Source organism: Halovalidus salilacus (assembly GCF_031852275.1).
Lineage (GTDB): Archaea > Halobacteriota > Halobacteria > Halobacteriales > Natrialbaceae > Halovalidus > Halovalidus salilacus.
In genome coordinates, this window is the sequence record NZ_CP134700.1 from 1,601,944 (window position 1) to 1,620,271 (window position 18,328).

The 18,328-nt window shown below is 66.5% G+C and carries 14 protein-coding genes and 1 pseudogene; 8 read left to right on the forward strand and 7 right to left on the reverse strand.

The window, feature by feature from the left end; translation table 11 throughout:
* The first annotated feature begins 61 nt into the window (after positions 1 to 61).
* Positions 62 to 1,207 (forward strand): TIGR04053 family radical SAM/SPASM domain-containing protein, encoded by a 1,146-nt coding sequence (locus RJT68_RS07920; protein WP_407039822.1) that lies wholly within the window; start codon positions 62 to 64, stop codon positions 1,205 to 1,207.
* A 47-nt stretch (positions 1,208 to 1,254) separates the two neighbouring features.
* On the opposite strand, the gene RJT68_RS07925 is transcribed toward RJT68_RS07920, so the two are convergent.
* From RJT68_RS07925 to pan1, 4 genes are all read right to left on the reverse strand, one after another.
* Positions 1,255 to 1,668, reverse strand: coding sequence for an acyl-CoA thioesterase (locus tag RJT68_RS07925; protein ID WP_407039823.1), 414 nt, complete (start codon positions 1,666 to 1,668; stop codon positions 1,255 to 1,257).
* A gap of 115 nt (positions 1,669 to 1,783) precedes the next feature.
* On the reverse strand, positions 1,784 to 2,554 hold the full coding sequence (locus tag RJT68_RS07930; RefSeq protein WP_407039824.1) for a DUF7001 family protein: 771 nt from the start codon (positions 2,552 to 2,554) through the stop codon (positions 1,784 to 1,786).
* Between the two features lie 104 nt (positions 2,555 to 2,658).
* On the reverse strand, positions 2,659 to 3,588 hold the full coding sequence (locus tag RJT68_RS07935) for a sulfide-dependent adenosine diphosphate thiazole synthase (RefSeq protein ID WP_407039825.1): 930 nt from the start codon (positions 3,586 to 3,588) through the stop codon (positions 2,659 to 2,661).
* A gap of 370 nt (positions 3,589 to 3,958) precedes the next feature.
* Positions 3,959 to 5,176 (reverse strand): proteasome-activating nucleotidase Pan1, encoded by a 1,218-nt coding sequence (gene pan1, locus RJT68_RS07940; RefSeq protein WP_407039826.1) that lies wholly within the window; start codon positions 5,174 to 5,176, stop codon positions 3,959 to 3,961.
* Between the two features lie 124 nt (positions 5,177 to 5,300).
* Here pan1 and RJT68_RS07945 point away from each other — a divergent pair, with 124 nt between their 5' ends.
* The 3 genes from RJT68_RS07945 to rad50 all read left to right on the forward strand — a co-directional run bounded on the left by RJT68_RS07945 (position 5,301) and on the right by rad50 (position 9,937).
* On the forward strand, positions 5,301 to 5,570 hold the full coding sequence (locus RJT68_RS07945) for a MarR family transcriptional regulator (protein WP_407039827.1): 270 nt from the start codon (positions 5,301 to 5,303) through the stop codon (positions 5,568 to 5,570).
* A gap of 120 nt (positions 5,571 to 5,690) precedes the next feature.
* Entirely contained in the window at positions 5,691 to 7,271 is a 1,581-nt protein-coding gene (mre11, locus tag RJT68_RS07950) for a DNA double-strand break repair protein Mre11 (RefSeq protein WP_407039828.1), read from the forward strand.
* Positions 7,268 to 9,937: a DNA double-strand break repair ATPase Rad50 gene (rad50, locus tag RJT68_RS07955; RefSeq protein WP_407039829.1), complete on the forward strand. Its 2,670-nt coding sequence runs from the start codon at positions 7,268 to 7,270 to the stop codon at positions 9,935 to 9,937. The genes mre11 and rad50 overlap by 4 nt, the downstream gene beginning before the upstream one ends.
* A 174-nt stretch (positions 9,938 to 10,111) precedes the next feature.
* Here the strand turns inward: rad50 and RJT68_RS07960 are convergent.
* From RJT68_RS07960 to RJT68_RS07970, 3 genes and pseudogenes are all read right to left on the reverse strand, one after another.
* A pseudogene (locus tag RJT68_RS07960) lies at positions 10,112 to 10,570 on the reverse strand (DUF7346 family protein); the annotation flags it as partial.
* Positions 10,571 to 10,574: 4 nt separating this feature from the next.
* Positions 10,575 to 11,042: a DUF7322 domain-containing protein gene (locus tag RJT68_RS07965; protein ID WP_407039830.1), complete on the reverse strand. Its 468-nt coding sequence runs from the start codon at positions 11,040 to 11,042 to the stop codon at positions 10,575 to 10,577.
* A gap of 160 nt (positions 11,043 to 11,202) precedes the next feature.
* On the reverse strand, positions 11,203 to 11,370 hold the full coding sequence (locus RJT68_RS07970) for a DUF7331 family protein (protein ID WP_407039831.1): 168 nt from the start codon (positions 11,368 to 11,370) through the stop codon (positions 11,203 to 11,205).
* Between the two features lie 257 nt (positions 11,371 to 11,627).
* Here RJT68_RS07970 and RJT68_RS07975 point away from each other — a divergent pair, with 257 nt between their 5' ends.
* From RJT68_RS07975 to sufD, 4 genes are all read left to right on the forward strand, one after another.
* On the forward strand, positions 11,628 to 14,345 hold the full coding sequence (locus RJT68_RS07975) for a DNA-directed DNA polymerase (RefSeq protein ID WP_407039832.1): 2,718 nt from the start codon (positions 11,628 to 11,630) through the stop codon (positions 14,343 to 14,345).
* A gap of 162 nt (positions 14,346 to 14,507) precedes the next feature.
* Positions 14,508 to 15,416 carry an ABC transporter ATP-binding protein gene (locus RJT68_RS07980; RefSeq protein ID WP_407039833.1) on the forward strand — a complete coding sequence of 303 codons (909 nt, stop codon included), beginning with the start codon at positions 14,508 to 14,510 and terminating at the stop codon, positions 15,414 to 15,416.
* Between the two features lie 61 nt (positions 15,417 to 15,477).
* A complete protein-coding gene (sufB, locus tag RJT68_RS07985; protein WP_407039834.1) occupies positions 15,478 to 16,908 on the forward strand; it encodes a Fe-S cluster assembly protein SufB in 1,431 nt (476 codons plus the stop codon).
* Positions 16,909 to 16,923: 15 nt separating this feature from the next.
* Positions 16,924 to 18,135, forward strand: a complete 1,212-nt coding sequence (gene sufD, locus RJT68_RS07990) for a Fe-S cluster assembly protein SufD (protein WP_407039835.1) — start codon at positions 16,924 to 16,926, stop codon at positions 18,133 to 18,135.
* Positions 18,136 to 18,328 lie beyond the last annotated feature (193 nt).

The window sequence follows — 18,328 nt, forward strand, 5'->3', positions numbered from 1 at the left end:
GAACCGCGGGAAGAACGGCGACGGTTTTCCCGCGAGCGGCGAACGATCGACCAGAGACCGGATGCGCCCCAGTCACTTCGATTCGGCAGAGCGACCGTTCGTCCTCATCTGGGAGCTCACGCAGGCCTGCGCGCTGGCCTGCGACCACTGTCGCGCCGACGCGCAGGAGCTTCGCCACCCCGATGAACTCACGACCGAGGAGGGGAAGGGCCTGCTCGATGATGCCGCGGAGTTCGGCGACGGGCAGTTGATCGTCCTCTCGGGGGGCGACCCGCTCGTCCGCGACGACGTCGAGGAGCTGATCGCCCACGGAACCGACCTCGGCCACCGGATGACGATCACCCCCAGCGGGACGAGGTCCCTCACTCGAGGGCGGATCGAGGCGATGGCCGAGGCGGGGCTCAAGCGGATGGCCGTGAGCCTCGACGGCGCGGGGCCGGGGAGTCACGACGCCTTCCGCGGCGAGCAGGGAACCTTCGAGGAAACCGTGCAGGCGGCCGTGGACGCGCGTGACGCCGGAATCCCCGTCCAGGTCAACACCACCGTCTGCGCCCAGACGGTCGACGAGTTGCCGGCGATCCGCGACCTGCTCGGGGAGATCGGCGCCGTCATGTGGAGCGTCTTCTTCCTCGTCCCCGTCGGCCGCGGGCGGGTTCTCGAGCCGATCAGCCCGGAGCGGGCCGACGAGGTGATGGCCTGGCTCGCCGAGGTGAGCGAGACCGAGCCCTTCGGCGTGAAGACGACCGAAGCGCCCCAGTACCGCCGGGTGTCGATCCAGCGGCGTCGAGGGGCCGCGGACGACGGCTCAGGCGGGGACGGACCCGCCTCCCTCGAGCCGGATTCCGGCGTCCGTCGCCGCTCCGGCATCGTCGCCGGCGACGGCTTCGCGTTCGTCAGCCACACCGGCGAGGTGTTCCCCTCGGGCTTCCTCCCGAAGTCGGCCGGCAACGTTCGCGACCGCCCCGTCTACGAGATCTACCGCGATTCGGACCTCTTCCGCGCGCTGCGCGACCGGGACCGATACGGGGGGAAGTGCGGCGCCTGCCCGTACCGGAACGTCTGCGGCGGCAGTCGCTCGCGGGCGTACGCCCACACCGGCGACCCCCTCGAGAGCGACCCGCTCTGTCCGTACGTTCCGCCGGAATACGACGGGCCGCTCCCGTGGGACGACCCGTCCTCGAGCGTCTCGCCCTCGAGCGCCGACTGAGTTACCGTGCCGATGCGGGGGAGAAAACGAACCGTGCAGGTTCTCGGTCAGGCCGTCGCCCGGAGGTGCGATTCGGCCTCGAGGATCCGCTCGCGGAGATCGTGAGGGAAGGGTTCGGGCTTCGTCGAATCGGGGTCGATGTGGACGAGCGTCGTCTCCGCCTCGGCGACGGCCTCGCCGTCGACGCGGAACTCGTAGGCCACCGTCGCGCTGCTCGTCCCGAGGTCGGTAATCCAGAGCGCGACGGCCGGGTCGTCGCCGAGGGTGATGGGCTTGCGGTAATCGATCTCGAGGTTTGCGATGACGAACCGGTTGTCCGCGATCTCGATCCCCAGCACCTCCTCGATGTAGGCCGTCCGGGCCTCCTCCAGGTAGGAGGCGTAGACGGCGTTGTTGACGTGGTTCAGAGGGTCGAGGTCGCGAAAGCGAACGGGGACGCTGCACGTGAACTTCTCACTCATTGTTCGTTTGAAGTCGGGTGCCCGGGAAGTAGCCACCGGTTCCGTGCGGTATTGCCGCGGTCGACGGGTCGCGAGTCGGCGGCCGGTCCGCACCGCGCGATTCGATGGGCGTCGGTCAGGCGTCCGGAGCGTACAGCGCCGCGTGCTCGTCGCAGAACTCGGGGTCGCGCAGTTGCGCTCCGATCAGGTCCTCGTGGTAGTGGGCGTTAAATAGTCGACACTCCTCACGCTCGCAGAACGCCTGGCCCGTCTCGAGGAAGTGGTACGCCTGCAGGACGTACCCGCACAGCGCCTCGGTCGTCCGTGGGTCGTCCTCGACGAGGAACTCCCCTTGCACCCGATTCTCGAGGACCTCCCGCGGCGGCGCGTCCCCCGTGAGGAGCGCGTGGCGCTGTTTCTCCTCGTAGTACGCCTCGGGTTTCGCCGGCGCCTCGTAGAGTCCGGGCACCGAGACGAGCGCCGGCTGTCCGAGGACGTTCACGCGTTTGTGCCACCGACCGTCGTGGTCGCCCCACGTGCCGATCGCCCGGTCCAGCACGGCGACGTGGAGGATCTCGAGGTCGCGTTCCTCGTCCGGTAGCGCGTCGTTCAGCGCTCGCTGGACCCGCACGCCGTCGTAGAGGACGCCGCCCTCGCGTTCGGGGTTCTCGAGGGCCCGCTCCTCGTACAGGATCGTGCCGAGCATGGTGTTGCCGGTCTCCCTGTCGTACGGCGACAGCACGCGCGCTCGGGCGAAGCGCTCCGGGAGGTCGTCAGTTCGACGAACCTCGAGGAATCGATCGCGCACGTCGACGGTCGCGTCCACGCGCTCGCGAAGCCAGTCGGCGACGGCGTCCACGTCGGCGACCGTCGAGGGGGCGCGGTAGCAGATGACTCGTTCGACCATGTATCTAGGTGTGGTACCGCCTGGTGACTCGGCCAGGGTGCACTCGCTCGAGTTCGTCCACCCGTCCGCATCGACCGCACCGCCGGCGCAGCACCCGCCGCCGATCAGTCGTCGGCGGGCGTCGCCCGACTCGTGATGTCGACCGGTTCGGCGTCGACCTCGAGTTCGTCGAGGGCGACCTGCGCGGCGCGCTTGCCGGAGACGAGCATGGCGCCGAAGGTCGGGCCCATACGCGGGAGGCCGTAGGCCGTGGCGACCGCCATGCCGGTGGCGATGAGGCCGTCGTGGACGAGGCCGGTGTGCTCGACGACGGCGTCCTCGGACTTGCCGACCCACATCGAGTCGTGGCCGGGGGAGTCGTGTCCGGGCGCACCGTATTGCTCGGACTCGGTCTGGTCCATAACCTGCCCGCGCTCGCGGGCGTCGCGGACGCCGGGCGCGTCGAGGACCCCGCGCTCGTCGAGCTTGCTGATCGCCATCGCGTCGTGGCCGGTGGCGTCGATGACCAGGTCGGCCTCGACGGCGATCGGGTCGACGCAGGTGATCTCGCGTGGCAGGGCGTGGACGGGCGTCCAGTTCATCACGATCCCCGAGACGCGGTGGTCCTCGCGGATGACGATGTCGGTGAACTCCGTCATGTTCTGCATCTTCGCGCCCGCGTCGCAGGCGGCCTTGATGAGCCCCGAACAGGCCTCCGGGCCGTTCGCGACGTACAACCCCTCGCTGTCGGCGGCCCGCTTGTAATCGACCTCGAGTTCGTCGAGGATGCGCTGGGCCGGACTCCGGACGGTTACCTTGTTCATCAGGAAGCCGCCGAGCCAGAAGCCGCCGCCGAGGTAGTTGTTCTTCTCGACGACCATCGTCTTGACGCCCCGCTCGGACAGCTCCTTCGCGGCCGTCAGTCCCGACGGTCCGCCGCCGACGACGATGACGTCGGAGTCCGAGAAGTCCATGAACTCCTCGGTCCACTCCCGCCCGATCGCTCGCGTGACGTCCGCTTCACCCACGTCGCTGAATTTCTCGATCTCGCTCATACAACCGGGTAATAACACTAGGTAGTGAAAAAAGTGTCGCGAACAGTCTCCGCGAACGAACACCTCGAATCCTGGACCGTCAGAAAACCCGAGCGTTCGTGAGGGTTCGCCTCCTCTTTCGTCGGCGTCGATTCGAACCGTCGAAGCCGGCGCGGATCGCTCGCGCCCGCACCGAAGCCGTTTCGAACCATCCGTCCGCGCTACCCCATCGCGAACTACCCGCGCGAGCGTAAAACCCCTCGAGGCGATCGACCGCTATACTTCCGCTACCCGACCAGTCGCCCGCGAGCGCCGTCGCTCGTCGGCGCGGCGGTCGGGAAAACGGTACCGCGAAACTCGCTCGAGAGCGGGAGAGAGAAGAACGGACCGGTTACGCGAACGTCTTGGAGACTTCGGGCGCCTCGTCGCTCTCGGCTTTGACCTTCTCCCAGGCGCTGTGGAAGTCCTCCATCCGGATCTCCGTGCGGTCGTCGCGGATGGCGAACATGCCCGCCTCGGTGCAGATCGCCTTGACGTCGGCGCCCGAGGCGTCCTCGGCCTCGATGGCGAGTTCGGCGAAGTCCACGTCGTCGGCGACGTTCATGTTGCGGGTGTGGATCTGGAAGATGATCTCCCGGCCCTCCTCGTCGGGCTTGGGAACCTCGATGAGCCGGTCGAAGCGACCGGGGCGGAGGATGGCCCGGTCGAGCATGTCGAACCGGTTGGTCGCGGCGATGATGCGAATCTCGCCGCGGTCTTCGAAGCCGTCCATCTCGGAGAGCAACTGCATCATCGTCCGCTGGACCTCGGCGTCGCCGGAGGTCTTGGACTCGGTTCGCTTGGCGGCGATGGCGTCGATCTCGTCGATGAAGATGACCGCCGGCTCGTGCTGGCGAGCGACCTTGAACAGGTCGCGGACCAGCTTCGCGCCCTCGCCGATGAACTTGTGGACGAGTTCGGAGCCGGCCATCTTGATGAACGTGGCGTCGGTCTGGTTTGCGACCGCTTTGGCGAGCATCGTCTTGCCCGTCCCCGGCGGGCCGTAGAGCAGGACGCCCGACGGCGGCTCGATGCCCACCTCGTCGAACATCTCGGGCCGGTCGAGGGGCATCTCGACGGTTTCTCGGACCTCCTGAAGCTGCTCCTCGAGGCCGCCGATGTCCTCGTAACTGACGCTCGGACTCTCGGTCACTTCCATCACGCGGGCGCGCACGTCCGTCTCGCTCGAGAGCGTCTTGACGATAGATAGCGAGTTGTTGACGGCGACGCGGGCGTCGGGCTCGAGGTCCTCGCGCATCTCGTCTGTGACCTCGGTGAGCGCCTCCTGGTTGTTGCCGTGTTGTTTGATGATCACGCCCTCGTCGGTGATCTCCTGGACCGTCGCGACGAACAGCGGCGACTGCTTGAGCTTCTTGTTCTCGTGGGTCAGCCGCTCGAGTTTCTGCTGGTACTTGTTGTTCTCGGCGTTCGCGTCGAGGAGCTTGTCCCGCATCTCCTCGTTCTGGGCCTCGAGGATTTCCAGTCGGTCCTCGAGTGCGCGTATTTTCTCCTGTTGGGACGCCTCGTCCTCGTCGTAGGGGAGGTCGACGTCGTCCACAGTGTCACTCATCACCCGTTCTTTGGGTGTTGGTTCATAAGAGGCTTCGGGTCGGTGCACCCCCCGACGGACAATTACCGCGATGCATTATTCGAAACAGAAAATATTATTAGCCTGTATTCGGTACGGTGGAGTGATGAGTGCTTCAGAGACGTTGCGTCAGGAGGCAGAGCCGAGGGGAACGTGGGAGGACGTGCGCGACCTCCCGCCGAGTGCGAAACTCGTCGCGAAGGTCCTCGAGTACAACGACACGATGACCCAGCAACAGATCGCCGAGGAGACGCTGCTCCCGGCCCGAACGGTCAGGTACGCGCTGAACCGTCTCGACGAGGAGAACGTCATCCGATCTCGCTTTTCTTTCTCCGACGCCCGCAAACGCCTCTACTCGCTCGACATCGACGCGTAGACCCGCACGTCCCGCCGTTTCACGGTCGCGATCCGGACCCTCCCGTTCGCCGATCCGTTCGTTTCACTTTCACTCCAGTCGCGCAACCCCTTTAGCCCCGGCTCTCCAAGCCGGAGGCAGATGACGCGGGTGATACACACGGGCGACACCCACATCGGGTACCAGCAGTACAACGCGCCCGAGCGACGACGGGACTTCCTCGAGGCGTTCCGCGAGGTCGTCGAGGACGCCGTCGACGACGACGTCGACGCCGTGATCCACGCCGGCGACCTGTTCCACGACCGCCGGCCCGGCCTGATCGACCTTCAGGGGACCGTCGACGTCCTCCGGACGCTCGCCGACGCCGACGTTCCATTCCTCGCGGTGGTCGGCAACCACGAGGGAAAGCGCGACGCCCAGTGGCTCGACCTCTTCGCCGACCTCGGTCTCGCGATCCGCCTCGACGACCGCCCCCACCTCCTCGGGGACGTCGCCTTCTACGGCCTCGACTTCGTCCCCCGGTCGCGCCGCGAACACCTCGAGTACGACTTCGCGCCGGTTCCGGACGACGCCGAACACGCCGTCCTCGTCACCCACGGCCTGTTCGAACCGTTCGCCCACGCCGACTGGGACACCGAGGAACTCCTCTCCGAGTCGACCGTCGACTTCGACGCGGTCCTCCTCGGCGACAACCACAAACCCGACACGGCCGAGGTGCTCGATACCTGGGTCACCTACTGCGGTTCGACCGAACGGACGAGCGCGAGCGAGCGCGAAGCCCGCGGGTACAACCTCGTGACGTTCGACGAGGGCGACGTCGCGATCACCCGCCGCGCCCTCGAGTCCACCCGCGAGTTCGTCTTCGTCGACGTCGACCTCGAACCGGGCGAGGGGATCGACCGCGTCCAGGAGCGCGTCCGCGAGTACGACCTCGAGGACGCGGTCGTCGTCGTGACGGTCGAGGGCGACGGGAAGCCGATCGCGCCGGCGGCGATCGAGGAACTGGCCGTCGACCGCGGGGCCCTCGTCGCCCGGGTCAACGATCGCCGGGACATCCCGGAGGAGGACGACGAGGTGTCGGTCAGCTTCGCCGACCCGGACGACGCGGTCCGCGAGCGGGTTCGCGAACTGGGACTGAGCGGCGCGGCCCGCCACATCGACCGCGTCGTCCGGGACGACGAGGTCGTCGATGCGAACGTCCGCGAGACCGTCGAACGCCGCGTCCGCGAACTGCTCGAGGCCGACCGCACCGCGTTCGAACCGGCTCCGGACAGGGATCCCGACGAGGTGACGACGGTGGCCGACGCGCTCGGTGGCGGCGACGGACCCGACGACCTCGCGGAACGCCTCGAGGGGGCCGAGGTGGACGAGGACGCCGAGACTGGCGACGGCGACCTCGAGGACGAGATCGGATCAGCGACCGAACCGGTCGACTCGAGCGCGGAGCCCGTCGAGGCCGATTCGGAGACGACCGGCTCGTCGGATTCGACGGAAACGGCCGATTCGTCGGATTCGTCGGATTCGTCGGATTCGGCGGATTCGGCGGATGCGTCGGCGTTAGATGCGTCGGCGCCGGACGAGGCGGACGCGACGGAGTCGACGGACTCGACCGAGGCGTCGACAGCGGAGGAGGCGGCGGAGACGCCCGACCCTGACGAGTCGACCGAAGAACCGGACGACGACGGGGACGGCGAGCACGTCTCGCTGGGTGATTTCGCGTGAGGGTCGACCGCATCCGGCTCCGGAACTTCAAGTGCTACGACGACGCCGACCTCGACCTCGAGCGGGGCGTGACCGTCGTCCACGGCGTCAACGGCTCCGGCAAGTCGACGCTGCTCGAGGCCGTCTTCTTCGCCCTCTACGGCTCGAAGGCGCTCGACGACCGGACGCTCGACGACGTGATCACGACCGGCGAGGAGGAGAGCGAGGTCGAACTGTGGTTCACCCACGACGGATCGGCCTACCGGGTCGAACGGCGACTCAAACTGCGGGGCGACCGCGCGGCGACCACGAAGTGCGTCCTCGAGACGCCCGACGGCACGATCGAAGGCGCCCGCGACGTCCGCGGTGAGATCGCGACGCTCCTGCGGATGGACGCCGAGGCGTTCGTCAACTGCGCGTACGTCCGCCAGGGGGAGGTGAACAAGCTCATCCACGCCTCCCCCAGCGACCGTCAGGACGTGATCGACGACCTCCTGCAACTCGGCGCGCTCGAGGAGTACCGCGAGCGGGCCGCCGACGCCCGACTCGGCGTCAAGGACGTCCTGAGCGAGGTGCGCGGGCGGGGGACGGGCATCGCCGAGCAGATCGAGACCAAGGAGGCGAAGAACCTCCACGAGCGCCTCAACGGACTCGAGTCCCGCCGCTCGGAGCTGATCGAGGAGATCGACCGGTTCGAAGCGAACGAGCGCGACGCGGAGGGGACGCTCGAGAACGCCCGCGAGGTCCTCGAACGCCACGAGGAGACCCGCGAGGAGATCGAGGATCTCGAGGCGGGGATCGAGGAGCTCCGGTCGACCATCGCCGAGACGCGCTCCGAGCGCGAGGAGCTGAAGTCGGAGATCCGCGACCTCGAGACCGAACGGGAGGAGGCCGTCGAGGAGCGCGCCGACCTCCTCGAGGACGTCGACGGGGACGAGGAATCGCTCGGCGAGCGGATCGAGTCGCTCGAGGCCGACGACGAGGGCCTCCGTGATCGGCTGGAGGACGTGCGGGTCGCCATCACCAGCCGCACGGAAGAGCTGAACCGACTGCGCGAGCGGGCCGACGAACTCGAGGCAGAGGCCGAGGAGGCCCGGACGAACGCCGACGACCTCGAGGCGCGCCTCGAGGACGACGAGGCGACCATCGAAGAGCGCGAGGAGACGCTCTCCGAACTCGACGAAGAGATCGAGGAGGCGAAGGCTAGGTTCGAGGACGCCCCCGTGGCGTTCGGCGAGGCCGACTCCCTCCGGCAGGAACTCGCCGATACGCGGGAGGGGGTTCGCGAGTCGCTCTCGGAGGTCCGCGCGAAGATCGAGGCGACGACGGCCGCGGTCGAGGAGGGCGAGGAGTTGCTCGAGGCGGGCAAGTGTCCCGAGTGCGGCCAGCCCGTCGAGGACTCCCCCCACGTCGACGTGCTGGACGAACGGCGCGCAGAACTCGAGGAACTCGTGGACGAGCGCGACGAACTCGAGGCCGAACTCGACGACCTCGCCGAGCGCATCGACCGCGCCGAGGACCTCCGGGAGGCCGAGCGCCGGGTCGAGCGACTCGAAGGTAACCGGAAGAACGTCGAGCAACTTCTGCGCGAGAAGCGCGACGCGCTGACCGAACGGCGCGAGCAGCGCGAGGAGCTGCGCGAGCGGGCCGACGAACTCGACGCCGAGGCCGCCGAGAAGCGCGAGACGGCCGACGGCCTCGAGGACGAGATCGAGGAGAAGCGGGCCGAACTCGGCCGGATAAACGGCGAGCGGAGCGAACTGAAGTCGACGCTCGAGACGGTGCGGACGGCAGCCGACCTTGGCCACCGCATCGATTCCCTGGAGACCGAGATCGAGGGCCTTCGCGAGAAACGCCGGAACAAGCGGGAACTGAACGAGGAGCGTCGAACCCGCCTCTCGGAGAAACGCGAGCGAAAGCGCGAACTCGAGGACGAGTTCGACGAGCGCAGCGTCGAGCGCGCGAAAGCCGAGAGGGAACGGGCGGAAACCTACCTCGAGCAGGTCGGCGAAAAGCTCGCGGAGCTCCGCGAGAGCCGCGACGGGGTCCAGAACGCCATCGGCGCCGTCGAGAACGAACTCGAGGAGCTCGAGGAGCTTCGTGACCGCCTCGAAACGGTCGAGGAGCGGTGTTCGGACCTCGAATCGCTGTACGACGAGGCCGAGACGCTCCAGACGACCTACGGGGAGCTGCGCGCCGAGCTTCGCCAGCGAAACGTCGAGACGCTCGAGCGGCTGCTGAACGAGACGTTCGACCTCGTCTACCAGAACGACTCGTACGCGGGGATCGACCTCGACGGCGAGTACCGGCTGACGGTCTACCAGAAGGACGGCGAGCCCTTAGAGCCCGAACAGTTGTCGGGCGGCGAGCGCGCGTTGTTCAACTTGAGCCTCCGGTGTGCGATCTACCGGCTGCTCGCGGAGGGCGTCGAGGGGACCGCCCCGATGCCGCCGCTGATCCTCGACGAGCCGACGGTCTTCCTCGACTCGGGGCACGTCACCCAGCTCGTCTCGCTCGTCGAGTCGATGCGGCGCCTCGGCGTCGAACAGATCGTCGTCGTCAGCCACGACGAGGAACTCGTCGGCGCGGCCGACGAACTCGTCAGGGTCGAAAAGGACGCCACCTCGAACCGCTCGGAACTCGAGCGGGGCGAACCGCCCGAGATGGCGCTGCTCGCCTCGGATTGATCAGGTCGTTTCTCCCTGTTCGCCACCCGGGTTCTCGCCCCGGGTCGAACCCCCTTTCTCGGTTTCGTCGGCGGGTTCGGCCGCGCCGTCGTCGGATTCGACGTCGACGTCGGACGCGGATTCGGATTCGGTTTCGGCGTCCGCGTCGGCGTCGGTCGGTTCGGCGTCCGCGTCCGCGTCCCCGTCACCGGGATCTCGGTCGGCGGATCCTGACGTTCGAACCACTTCGAGCGCCTCGAGCGCCGTCTCGGTGAGCCCGTAGCCGCGCCCGCCGGCGACGTCGACTTCCTTGAGGAGGTCGGCGGCCGAGAGGACGGCCAGGCGACCGTGGAGGTCGCTCTCGCAGAAGTCGTAGGCGGTCATCAGCGTGCGGACGGGGAGCGGCCCGCGCTCGTCGAGTTCGACCAGCAACCCCAGCGTGCGCTCGTCGTGGACGTTCGACAGCAGCGTCCGGACCGGCTCGCCGACGGCGCGCGCGGCAGTCTCGAGTGCCGACTCGTCTTCGGCGGCCTCGAGGCGGTCGTTACGGATGTAACACTCGTTCCCGGTTTTCGGATCCCGGACGAGGCTCGCGCTCGTGGAGCGCTTCAGAAGCAGGTACCGGGTACCGTCGTCGTCTCTGACCGTTTTCATTGGTTCAGTCGAACTCCTCGGGTGGGCCCTCTTCGGTCACGACGTCCGAATCAGTTTCGGCCTGGGCTCGGTCAACGTCGTCGGCCGCGCGTTCCGCGTCGTCGGGTGCAGGCTCCGATTCGGCGTCCGTGCCGGGTTCGGGTTCGGGCTTGGAATCGTCGTCCGATCGCTCGAGCCGATACGAACGGTACCGGCGGTAGGCGAAGCCGACGAGGAGGAGTCCGCCGACGAGGAGGAGTCCGCCGCGCCGGAGATCGCCGCGGAAGATCACCAGAAGCAGGCCGACGGAGAGGCCGAGTAGCGCACCGTTGACCGCCAGCACCGTCCCCCAGAACGCCTTGATAACCTCCGGTGACGCGTCGGACTCGCTGGTCGAGACCTCCGGAATCGTCAGCGTCCCGGATTCGGGATCCCTGAGCTCCGCTTCGGGATCGTACTCCTCCGGTTCGTGCTCGCTCGGCTCGAAATCCACGGGTGTACCGTGGGGGAGCGGTTTGAAAAGAATTCGCGTTCGCGTTTCGGTCTCGATCGCGGGTGTGCTCCGGGTGCGCCGCGGGTGCATCGCCGGTCGTCGTCGTCGTCAGTACGGGCCGGCTTCGATTCTGTTGCGGACGGCGGCCGCGGGTCGCAGATCAGGCGACCTCCTCGAGCGAGAGCGGGCGGGTGGTCTCCACCCAGGCGAGCGGGTTCTCGGCGTCGTAGAAGACGACGCCGTCGTCCGTCTCGTAGGATTCGATCGTCGCGGTACCCTCCGGTTCTCCGGAATCGGAGTCGCTGTCGTCCGTCATATCGTCGTTCATGCGGGTGGACACGTCGATCACCTGTCTCTATGCTATGTGTTACCAAGTTAAATGTCTTTTTGCCCGCGCAATATCGTGTCGGGTGCGTCGGCGGCGGATCGATCCCCGATCGAAACCAGACCGGACGGTCCGAGTAGCGGGGGAACGGGGTCGTTCAGCCTCTCGACGGCGCATCGCGGGCCGATTCATCCGTCGGACGGCGTCAGCGGACGGCCGTTTGTGAGGGTTTTTATCCGGTGCCTTCCAAAGCCGATACCATGACCGAGGCGGGGCAGAGCAGCTTCGAGCAGTTCGTAGACGACGAGGAACGGCCGGACGAGGAGGCGGCCCACGTCGCCGGCAACGGCGGCTCGAGCGCCGCCGACGTGATCGACGTTCTCGAGGAGACGCTCCCGGAGGCGACGGGCGAACTCGACCTCGCCGTGATGCAGGTGGACTACACCGTCGCGGGGTACGGCGACGACGAGCAGCCGATCATGCACGTCTTTGGGCGGACCCCCGACGGCGACCTCGAGCACGTTCAGGTGGTCGGCTTTCGGCCGTACTTCTACGCGCCGACCGAGTCGCTCGAGCGCCCGCCCGAACGGCAGTACGAGCGCCTCACCGGCAGCGAGGAGGTCGACGAGAACGGCGACCCGTACGAGAGCATCCGCGGCGAGAAGCTGACGAAGATCTTCGGCCAGACGCCCCGGGACGTCGGCCAGGTGCGCGACGACTTCGAACACTACGAGGCCGACATCCTGTTTCCGAACCGATTTCTCATCGACAAGGACGTCCGGAGCGGTATCCGCGTGCCCGAGCGTCGCGCCGAGGACGACTCGATCGTCGTCCCCCACGACGAAATCGACGCCGTCGACGTCGACGCCGAGCCACGCGTGCTCACCTTCGACATCGAGGTGGACGACCGATCGGGCTTCCCCGAGGATGGCGAGGAGCCGATCGTCTGTCTCACCAGCCACGACTCCTACCGCGACGAGTACGTCATGTGGCTCTACGAGGCGCCGATCGGCGACGGCGAGGTGCCGACCGAGATCACCGACTACGACCCCATCGAGGACGAACTCGACCACGAGGTTCGCAGCTACGCGGACGAGGAGGCGATGCTCGAGGCGTTCCTCGATTACGTCGATGAGACCGATCCGGACGTCCTCACGGGCTGGAACTTCGAGGACTTCGACGCCCCCTACTTCCTCGACCGACTCGAGGTGCTCGACGGCCCCCACCACGACTACGATCTAACCCCGGACCGCCTCTCGCGCGTGAACGAAGTTTGGCGCAGCGGGTGGGGCGGCCCGGACGTCAAAGGACGCGTCGTCTTCGACCTGCTCTACGCCTACCAGCGGATGGTCTTCTCCGAACTCGACTCCTACCGCCTCGACGCCGTCGGCGAGGCCGAATTGGGCGTCGGGAAGGAGCGATACCCCGGTAAGATCGGCGACCTCTGGGAGGGCGACCCCACCCGTCTGCTCGAGTACAACCTGCGCGACGTCGAACTCTGCGTCGAACTCAATCGCCAGCAGGAGATCGTCGCCTTCTGGAACGAGGTGCGCTCGTTCGTCGGCTGTAAACTCGAAGACGCCCCGACGCCCGGCGACGCGGTCGACATGTACGTCCTGCACGAGGCACACGGCCGGTTCGCGCTGCCCTCGAAGGGTCAGCAGGAGGCCGGCGAGGAGTACGAGGGCGGCGCCGTCTTCGACCCGATCACGGGCGTGCGCGAGAACGTCACCGTGCTCGACCTGAAGAGCCTGTACCCGATGTGCATGGTGACGATCAACGCGTCGCCCGAGACGAAGGTCGATCCCGAGGCGTACGACGGCGACACCCACGTCGCCCCCTCGGGGACGCACTTCCGACAGGAACCCGACGGCGTGATGCGGGAGATGATCAAGGAACTGCTCGCCGAGCGCGAGGAGAAGAAATCGCTGCGCAACGAGCACGAACCGGGCACGCCCGAGTACGAGCAGTACGACCGCCAGCAGGGTGCGGTCAAGGTCATCATGAATTCGCTGTACGGCGTCTCGGGGTGGGAGCGGTTCCGCCTCTACGACAAGGAAGCCGCCGCCGCGATCACCGCGACCGGTCGCGAGGTGATCGAGTTCACCGAGACCGCTGCGAACGAACTCGACTACCGGGTGGCCTACGGCGACACGGACTCGGTCATGCTCGAGCTGGGCCCCGACGTCTCGAAGGACGAGGCCCTCGAGCAGTCCTTCGAGATCGAGGAGTACATCAACGGCCGGTACGACGACTTCGCGCGCGAAGAACTGAACGCAGAGGAACACCGGTTCCAGATCGAGTTCGAGAAGCTCTACCGGCGGTTTTTCCAGGCCGGGACGAAGAAACGGTACGCCGGCCACATCGTCTGGAAGGAGGGCGCGGACGTCGACGACGTCGACATTACCGGCTTCGAGTACAAGCGCTCGGACATCGCGCCGATCACGAAGGAGGTCCAGCACCGCGTCATCGAGATGATCGTGCGCGAGGGCGACGTCGAAGGCGTCGAGGCGTACGTGAACGAGGTCATCGAGAGCGTCCGAACTGGCGACGTGTCTCTCGAGGAGATCGCCATCCCGGGCGGCATCGGCAAACGCCTCGACGATTACGACACCGATACCGCCCACGTGCGCGGCGCGAAGTACGCGAACTTGCTGCTGGGGACGAACTTCGACCGCGGCAGCAAGCCGAAGCGACTCTACCTAAAACGCGTCGACCCGGCGTTCTTCCGGCGCGTCGAGGAAGTCGAGGGATTCGATGCCCGCACTGATCCGCTCTACGGCGCGTTCAAGCGGGATCCGGACGTCATCTGCTTCGAGTACGAAGACCAGATCCCCGAGGAGTTCGAGGTCGACTACGACAAGATGCTCGAGAAGACGCTCAAGGGACCGATTTCACGCATCCTCGAGGCACTCGACATCTCCTGGGAGGAGGTCAAGTCGGGCCAACAACAGACCGGGCTGGACAGTTTTATGTAACCGCTCGGACGACGATCGAACGCGACTCGGGTCGATCTCGACACTCGCCGGCGGTTCTCCCATCAAAAAATTTTCTTCCGTTTCCGGCAACGGATCCAATCGGATACGAAACCGTTATCAGTCATACGACCCTCGGTTTACACGACAGAGGTAATCGTCTCTATGGCACGACTCCAACTCAAAAACCTGCACGCGAAGGTGGCGGAGGGCGACGAACAGATCCTGCGCGGGGTCGACCTCGAGGTCGAGTCCGGCGAGATCCACGCGCTGATGGGCCCGAACGGCTCGGGCAAGTCGACGACCGCGAAGATCGTCGCCGGCCACCCCGCCTACGAGGTCACCGAAGGCGAAGTCCTCCTCCACCTCGAGGAGGGCGAGTTCGGCGACGAGATCGACATCCCGGAGGACAAGCGCACCTGGGACATCCTCGACCTCGAGCCCAACGAGCGCGCCGCCCTCGGCATCTTCCTCGGCTTCCAGTACCCGGCTGAGATCGAGGGGGTCACGATGACGAACTTCCTCCGAACCGCGCTCAACGCGAAGATCGAAGAGCGCGAGGAACTCTTCGAGGAGGACGAGGACGACGAGGAAGAAGCGGAGGACGCCGGCTACGAGACCTCGCCGATGGAAGGGGACGTCGACGAGGGAGAGGTCGGCGTCGCCGAGTTCCAGCAGCTCCTGTCGGAGAAGATGGAACAGCTGGACATGGACGAGAAGTTCGCCCAGCGCTACCTCAACGCCGGCTTCTCCGGCGGCGAGAAGAAGCAGAACGAAGTGCTGCAGGCCGCCATCCTCGAGCCCTCGATCGCCGTCCTCGACGAGATCGACTCCGGGCTGGACATCGACCGACTGCAGGACGTCTCGACGGGCATCAACGCCCTGCGCGACAACGTCGGCACCGGAATCCTCCAGATTACCCACTACCAGCGCATCCTCGACTACGTCGAGCCGGACCACGTCCACATCATGCTCGACGGGCAGGTCGTCAAGAGCGGCGACGCCTCGCTGGCGGAGGAACTCGAGGACAAGGGCTACGACTGGATCCGCGAGGAGGTCTACGAGACCGCGTAACCGGATCTGGCTAGGCAAACCGTAATGAAGCCAGAGACGTAACCAACACCATAAACAAACCATGAGTTCCGAACAAGACCACCTAAAAACGACCGACACCGAAGAGCGCTTCGAGTTCAAGAACGAACACAAAGCCGCGCTCGCCGCCGAGAAGGGCCTGAACGAGGAGACGATCAGGCTCATCTCGGAGGACAAGGACGAACCCGAGTGGATGCTCGAGCGGCGTCTCCGCGCGCTGCGGCTGTTCCAGGAGATGCCGATGCCGACCGACTGGCCCGGACAGCCGGACCTCTCCGAGGTCGACGTCGACAAGATCGTTCCCTACATCCGACCCGACGTCGAGGCCCGCGAGGGGACCGACGACTGGGAGAACCTCCCAGACGAGATCAAAGACACCTTCGACAAGCTGGGCATCCCGGAGGCCGAGAAGAAGGCGCTCTCGGGCGTCGGCGCCCAGTACGAGTCCGAGGTCGTCTACCAGAACATGCAGGAGCAGTGGGAGGAGAAGGGCGTCATCTTCATGAACCTGGACCAGGCGGTCCAGAAACACCCGGAGATCGTCAAAGAACACTTCATGACGACGTGCGTGCCGCCGAGCGACAACAAGTTCGCGGCGCTGCACGGCGCGGTCTGGTCCGGCGGCTCGTTCGTCTACGTCCCCGAGGACGTGACGGTCGAGATGCCCGTCCAGGCGTACTTCCGCATGAACTCCGAGGGAATGGGCCAGTTCGAGCACACGCTCATCATCGCGGAACCGGGCTCCGAGGTCCACTACATCGAGGGCTGCTCGGCGCCCAAGTACTCGGCGTTCAACCTCCACTCCGGCGGCGTCGAGGTCTTCGTCAAGGAGGACGCCCACGTCCAGTACTCGACCGTCCAGAACTGGTCGCGTAACACCTACAACCTCAACACCAAGCGCGCCATCGTCGAGGAGAACGGCACGATGGAGTGGGTCTCCGGCAGCATGGGCTCGAAGGCCACCATGCTCTACCCGTGCTCGATCCTCAAGGGTCGCGGCGCGACCGACACCCACATCACCATCGCCTTCGCCGGCGAGGGCCAGGACATCGACACGGGCGCGAAGGTCTACCACAACGCCCCCGAGACCAAGTCGACCATCGAGTCGAAGTCGATCTCCAAGGACGGCGGCCGCACCAACTACCGCGGCCTCGTCCACATCGCCGACGGCGCAGAGAACTCGAGCACCGCCGTCGAGTGCGACGCGCTGATGTTCGACAACGAGTCCACCTCGGACACCATGCCGTACATGGAGATCGAGGAGTCGAAGGTCGACGTCGCCCACGAGGCCACGGTCGGGAAGATCGGCGACGAGGACATCTTCTACCTCCAGTCGCGCGGACTGGACGACGACGACGCCAAGAAGATGATCGTCGCCGGCTTCATCGAGCCGATCACGGAGGAACTGCCGATCGAGTACGCGGTCGAACTCAACCGCCTCATCGAACTCGAGATGGAGGGAAGCCTCGGCTGATCGCCGGGATCGCACATGAGCACGCAGGTACACGCCAATCTGACGGACGAACAGGTACGCCAAATTTCGGGCGACCTCGGAGAACCCGAGTGGATGCTCGAGATCCGCCTCGAGGCCCTCGAAGCGCTCGAGGACCTCGACATGCCCGACGTCATCCGGACGCCGGGTCGCGACTGGACGAACCTCCACGAACTCGACTTCGAGTCGCTCGTCGATCCGCTCAACGCGGCCGAGGACAAGGACCAGGTCGGCCCCGACGAGGTCGACGTGCTCTCCTGGAGCGACGCGCTCGACGAACACGAGGAGCTGATCCGCGAGCGCTTCGGGAGCGTCGTCGACCCGCAGGAGAACTACCTCACGGCGCTCTCGACCACGCTCTTTAGCACCGGGACCGTCGTCTACGTCCCAGAGGGCGTCGACGCCGAGGACGTGAAGATCCGAACCGAGCAGAACTCCCGTTCGCTGTTCAACTACACGCTCGTCGTCGCCGAGGAGTCCTCGTCGGTCACCATCCTCGAGCGCCAGTCGACGGGGACCGAACTCGACGAGGAGCAGTACTACAGCGGTATCGTCGAGGTCGTCGCCGGCGAGAACAGCTACGTCCAGTACGGCAGCCTCCAGAACCTCTCGGAGGACGCCTACAACTTCACGCTCAAGCGCGGCGAGGCCGACACGTACGCGACGATCAACTGGATCGAGGGCAACATCGGCTCCCAGCTCACGAAGACAGGGACGTCGACGGTGCTCAGCGGCGATTCCTCGGAGACGCAGATCGTCGGCGCCTTCTTCGGCCACAACGACCAGCACTTCGACCTCGACGCGAAGGTCTGGCACCGCGCCGAGCACACGACCGCGGACCTGGTCACTCGCGGCGTCACCGACGACGTCTCGCGATCTGTCTACGAGGGCGTCCAGGACGTCGGCTCGGAGGCCTGGGACACCAGCTCCTACCAGCGCGAGAACACGCTGATGCTCTCCGACGAGTCCGAGGCCGACGCCTCGCCGAAGCTGATCATCAACAACCACGACACCGAGGCCTCCCACAGCGCGACGGTCGGCCAGATCGACGAGGAAGACCTGCTCTACATGACCTCCCGCGGCGTCGACCCGCGCTCGGCCCGCAACATGCTCGTCGAGGGCTTCTTCGTCCCCGTCCTGCAGGAGGTCGCCGTGGACGAACTCCGCGAGGACCTCGAAGAACTGATCGCGCGACGCCTGCGCGAGTAACGCTCCGACGGTTCGATTTTTGGCGGTTGCCGTTTCCGAGTATCGCCCTGACCGCACCAGCCTCGAGTATCGGGAGTACGACGGGTACCGATATCCGAGCCGATCAGGGCTCCCGGCGTTCACCGGCCGAATCCGACCGCTATCGTTCGAATCCCGGCCGTCCGCGCGTCCCCGCTGCCAGCCCCGGCGAGCG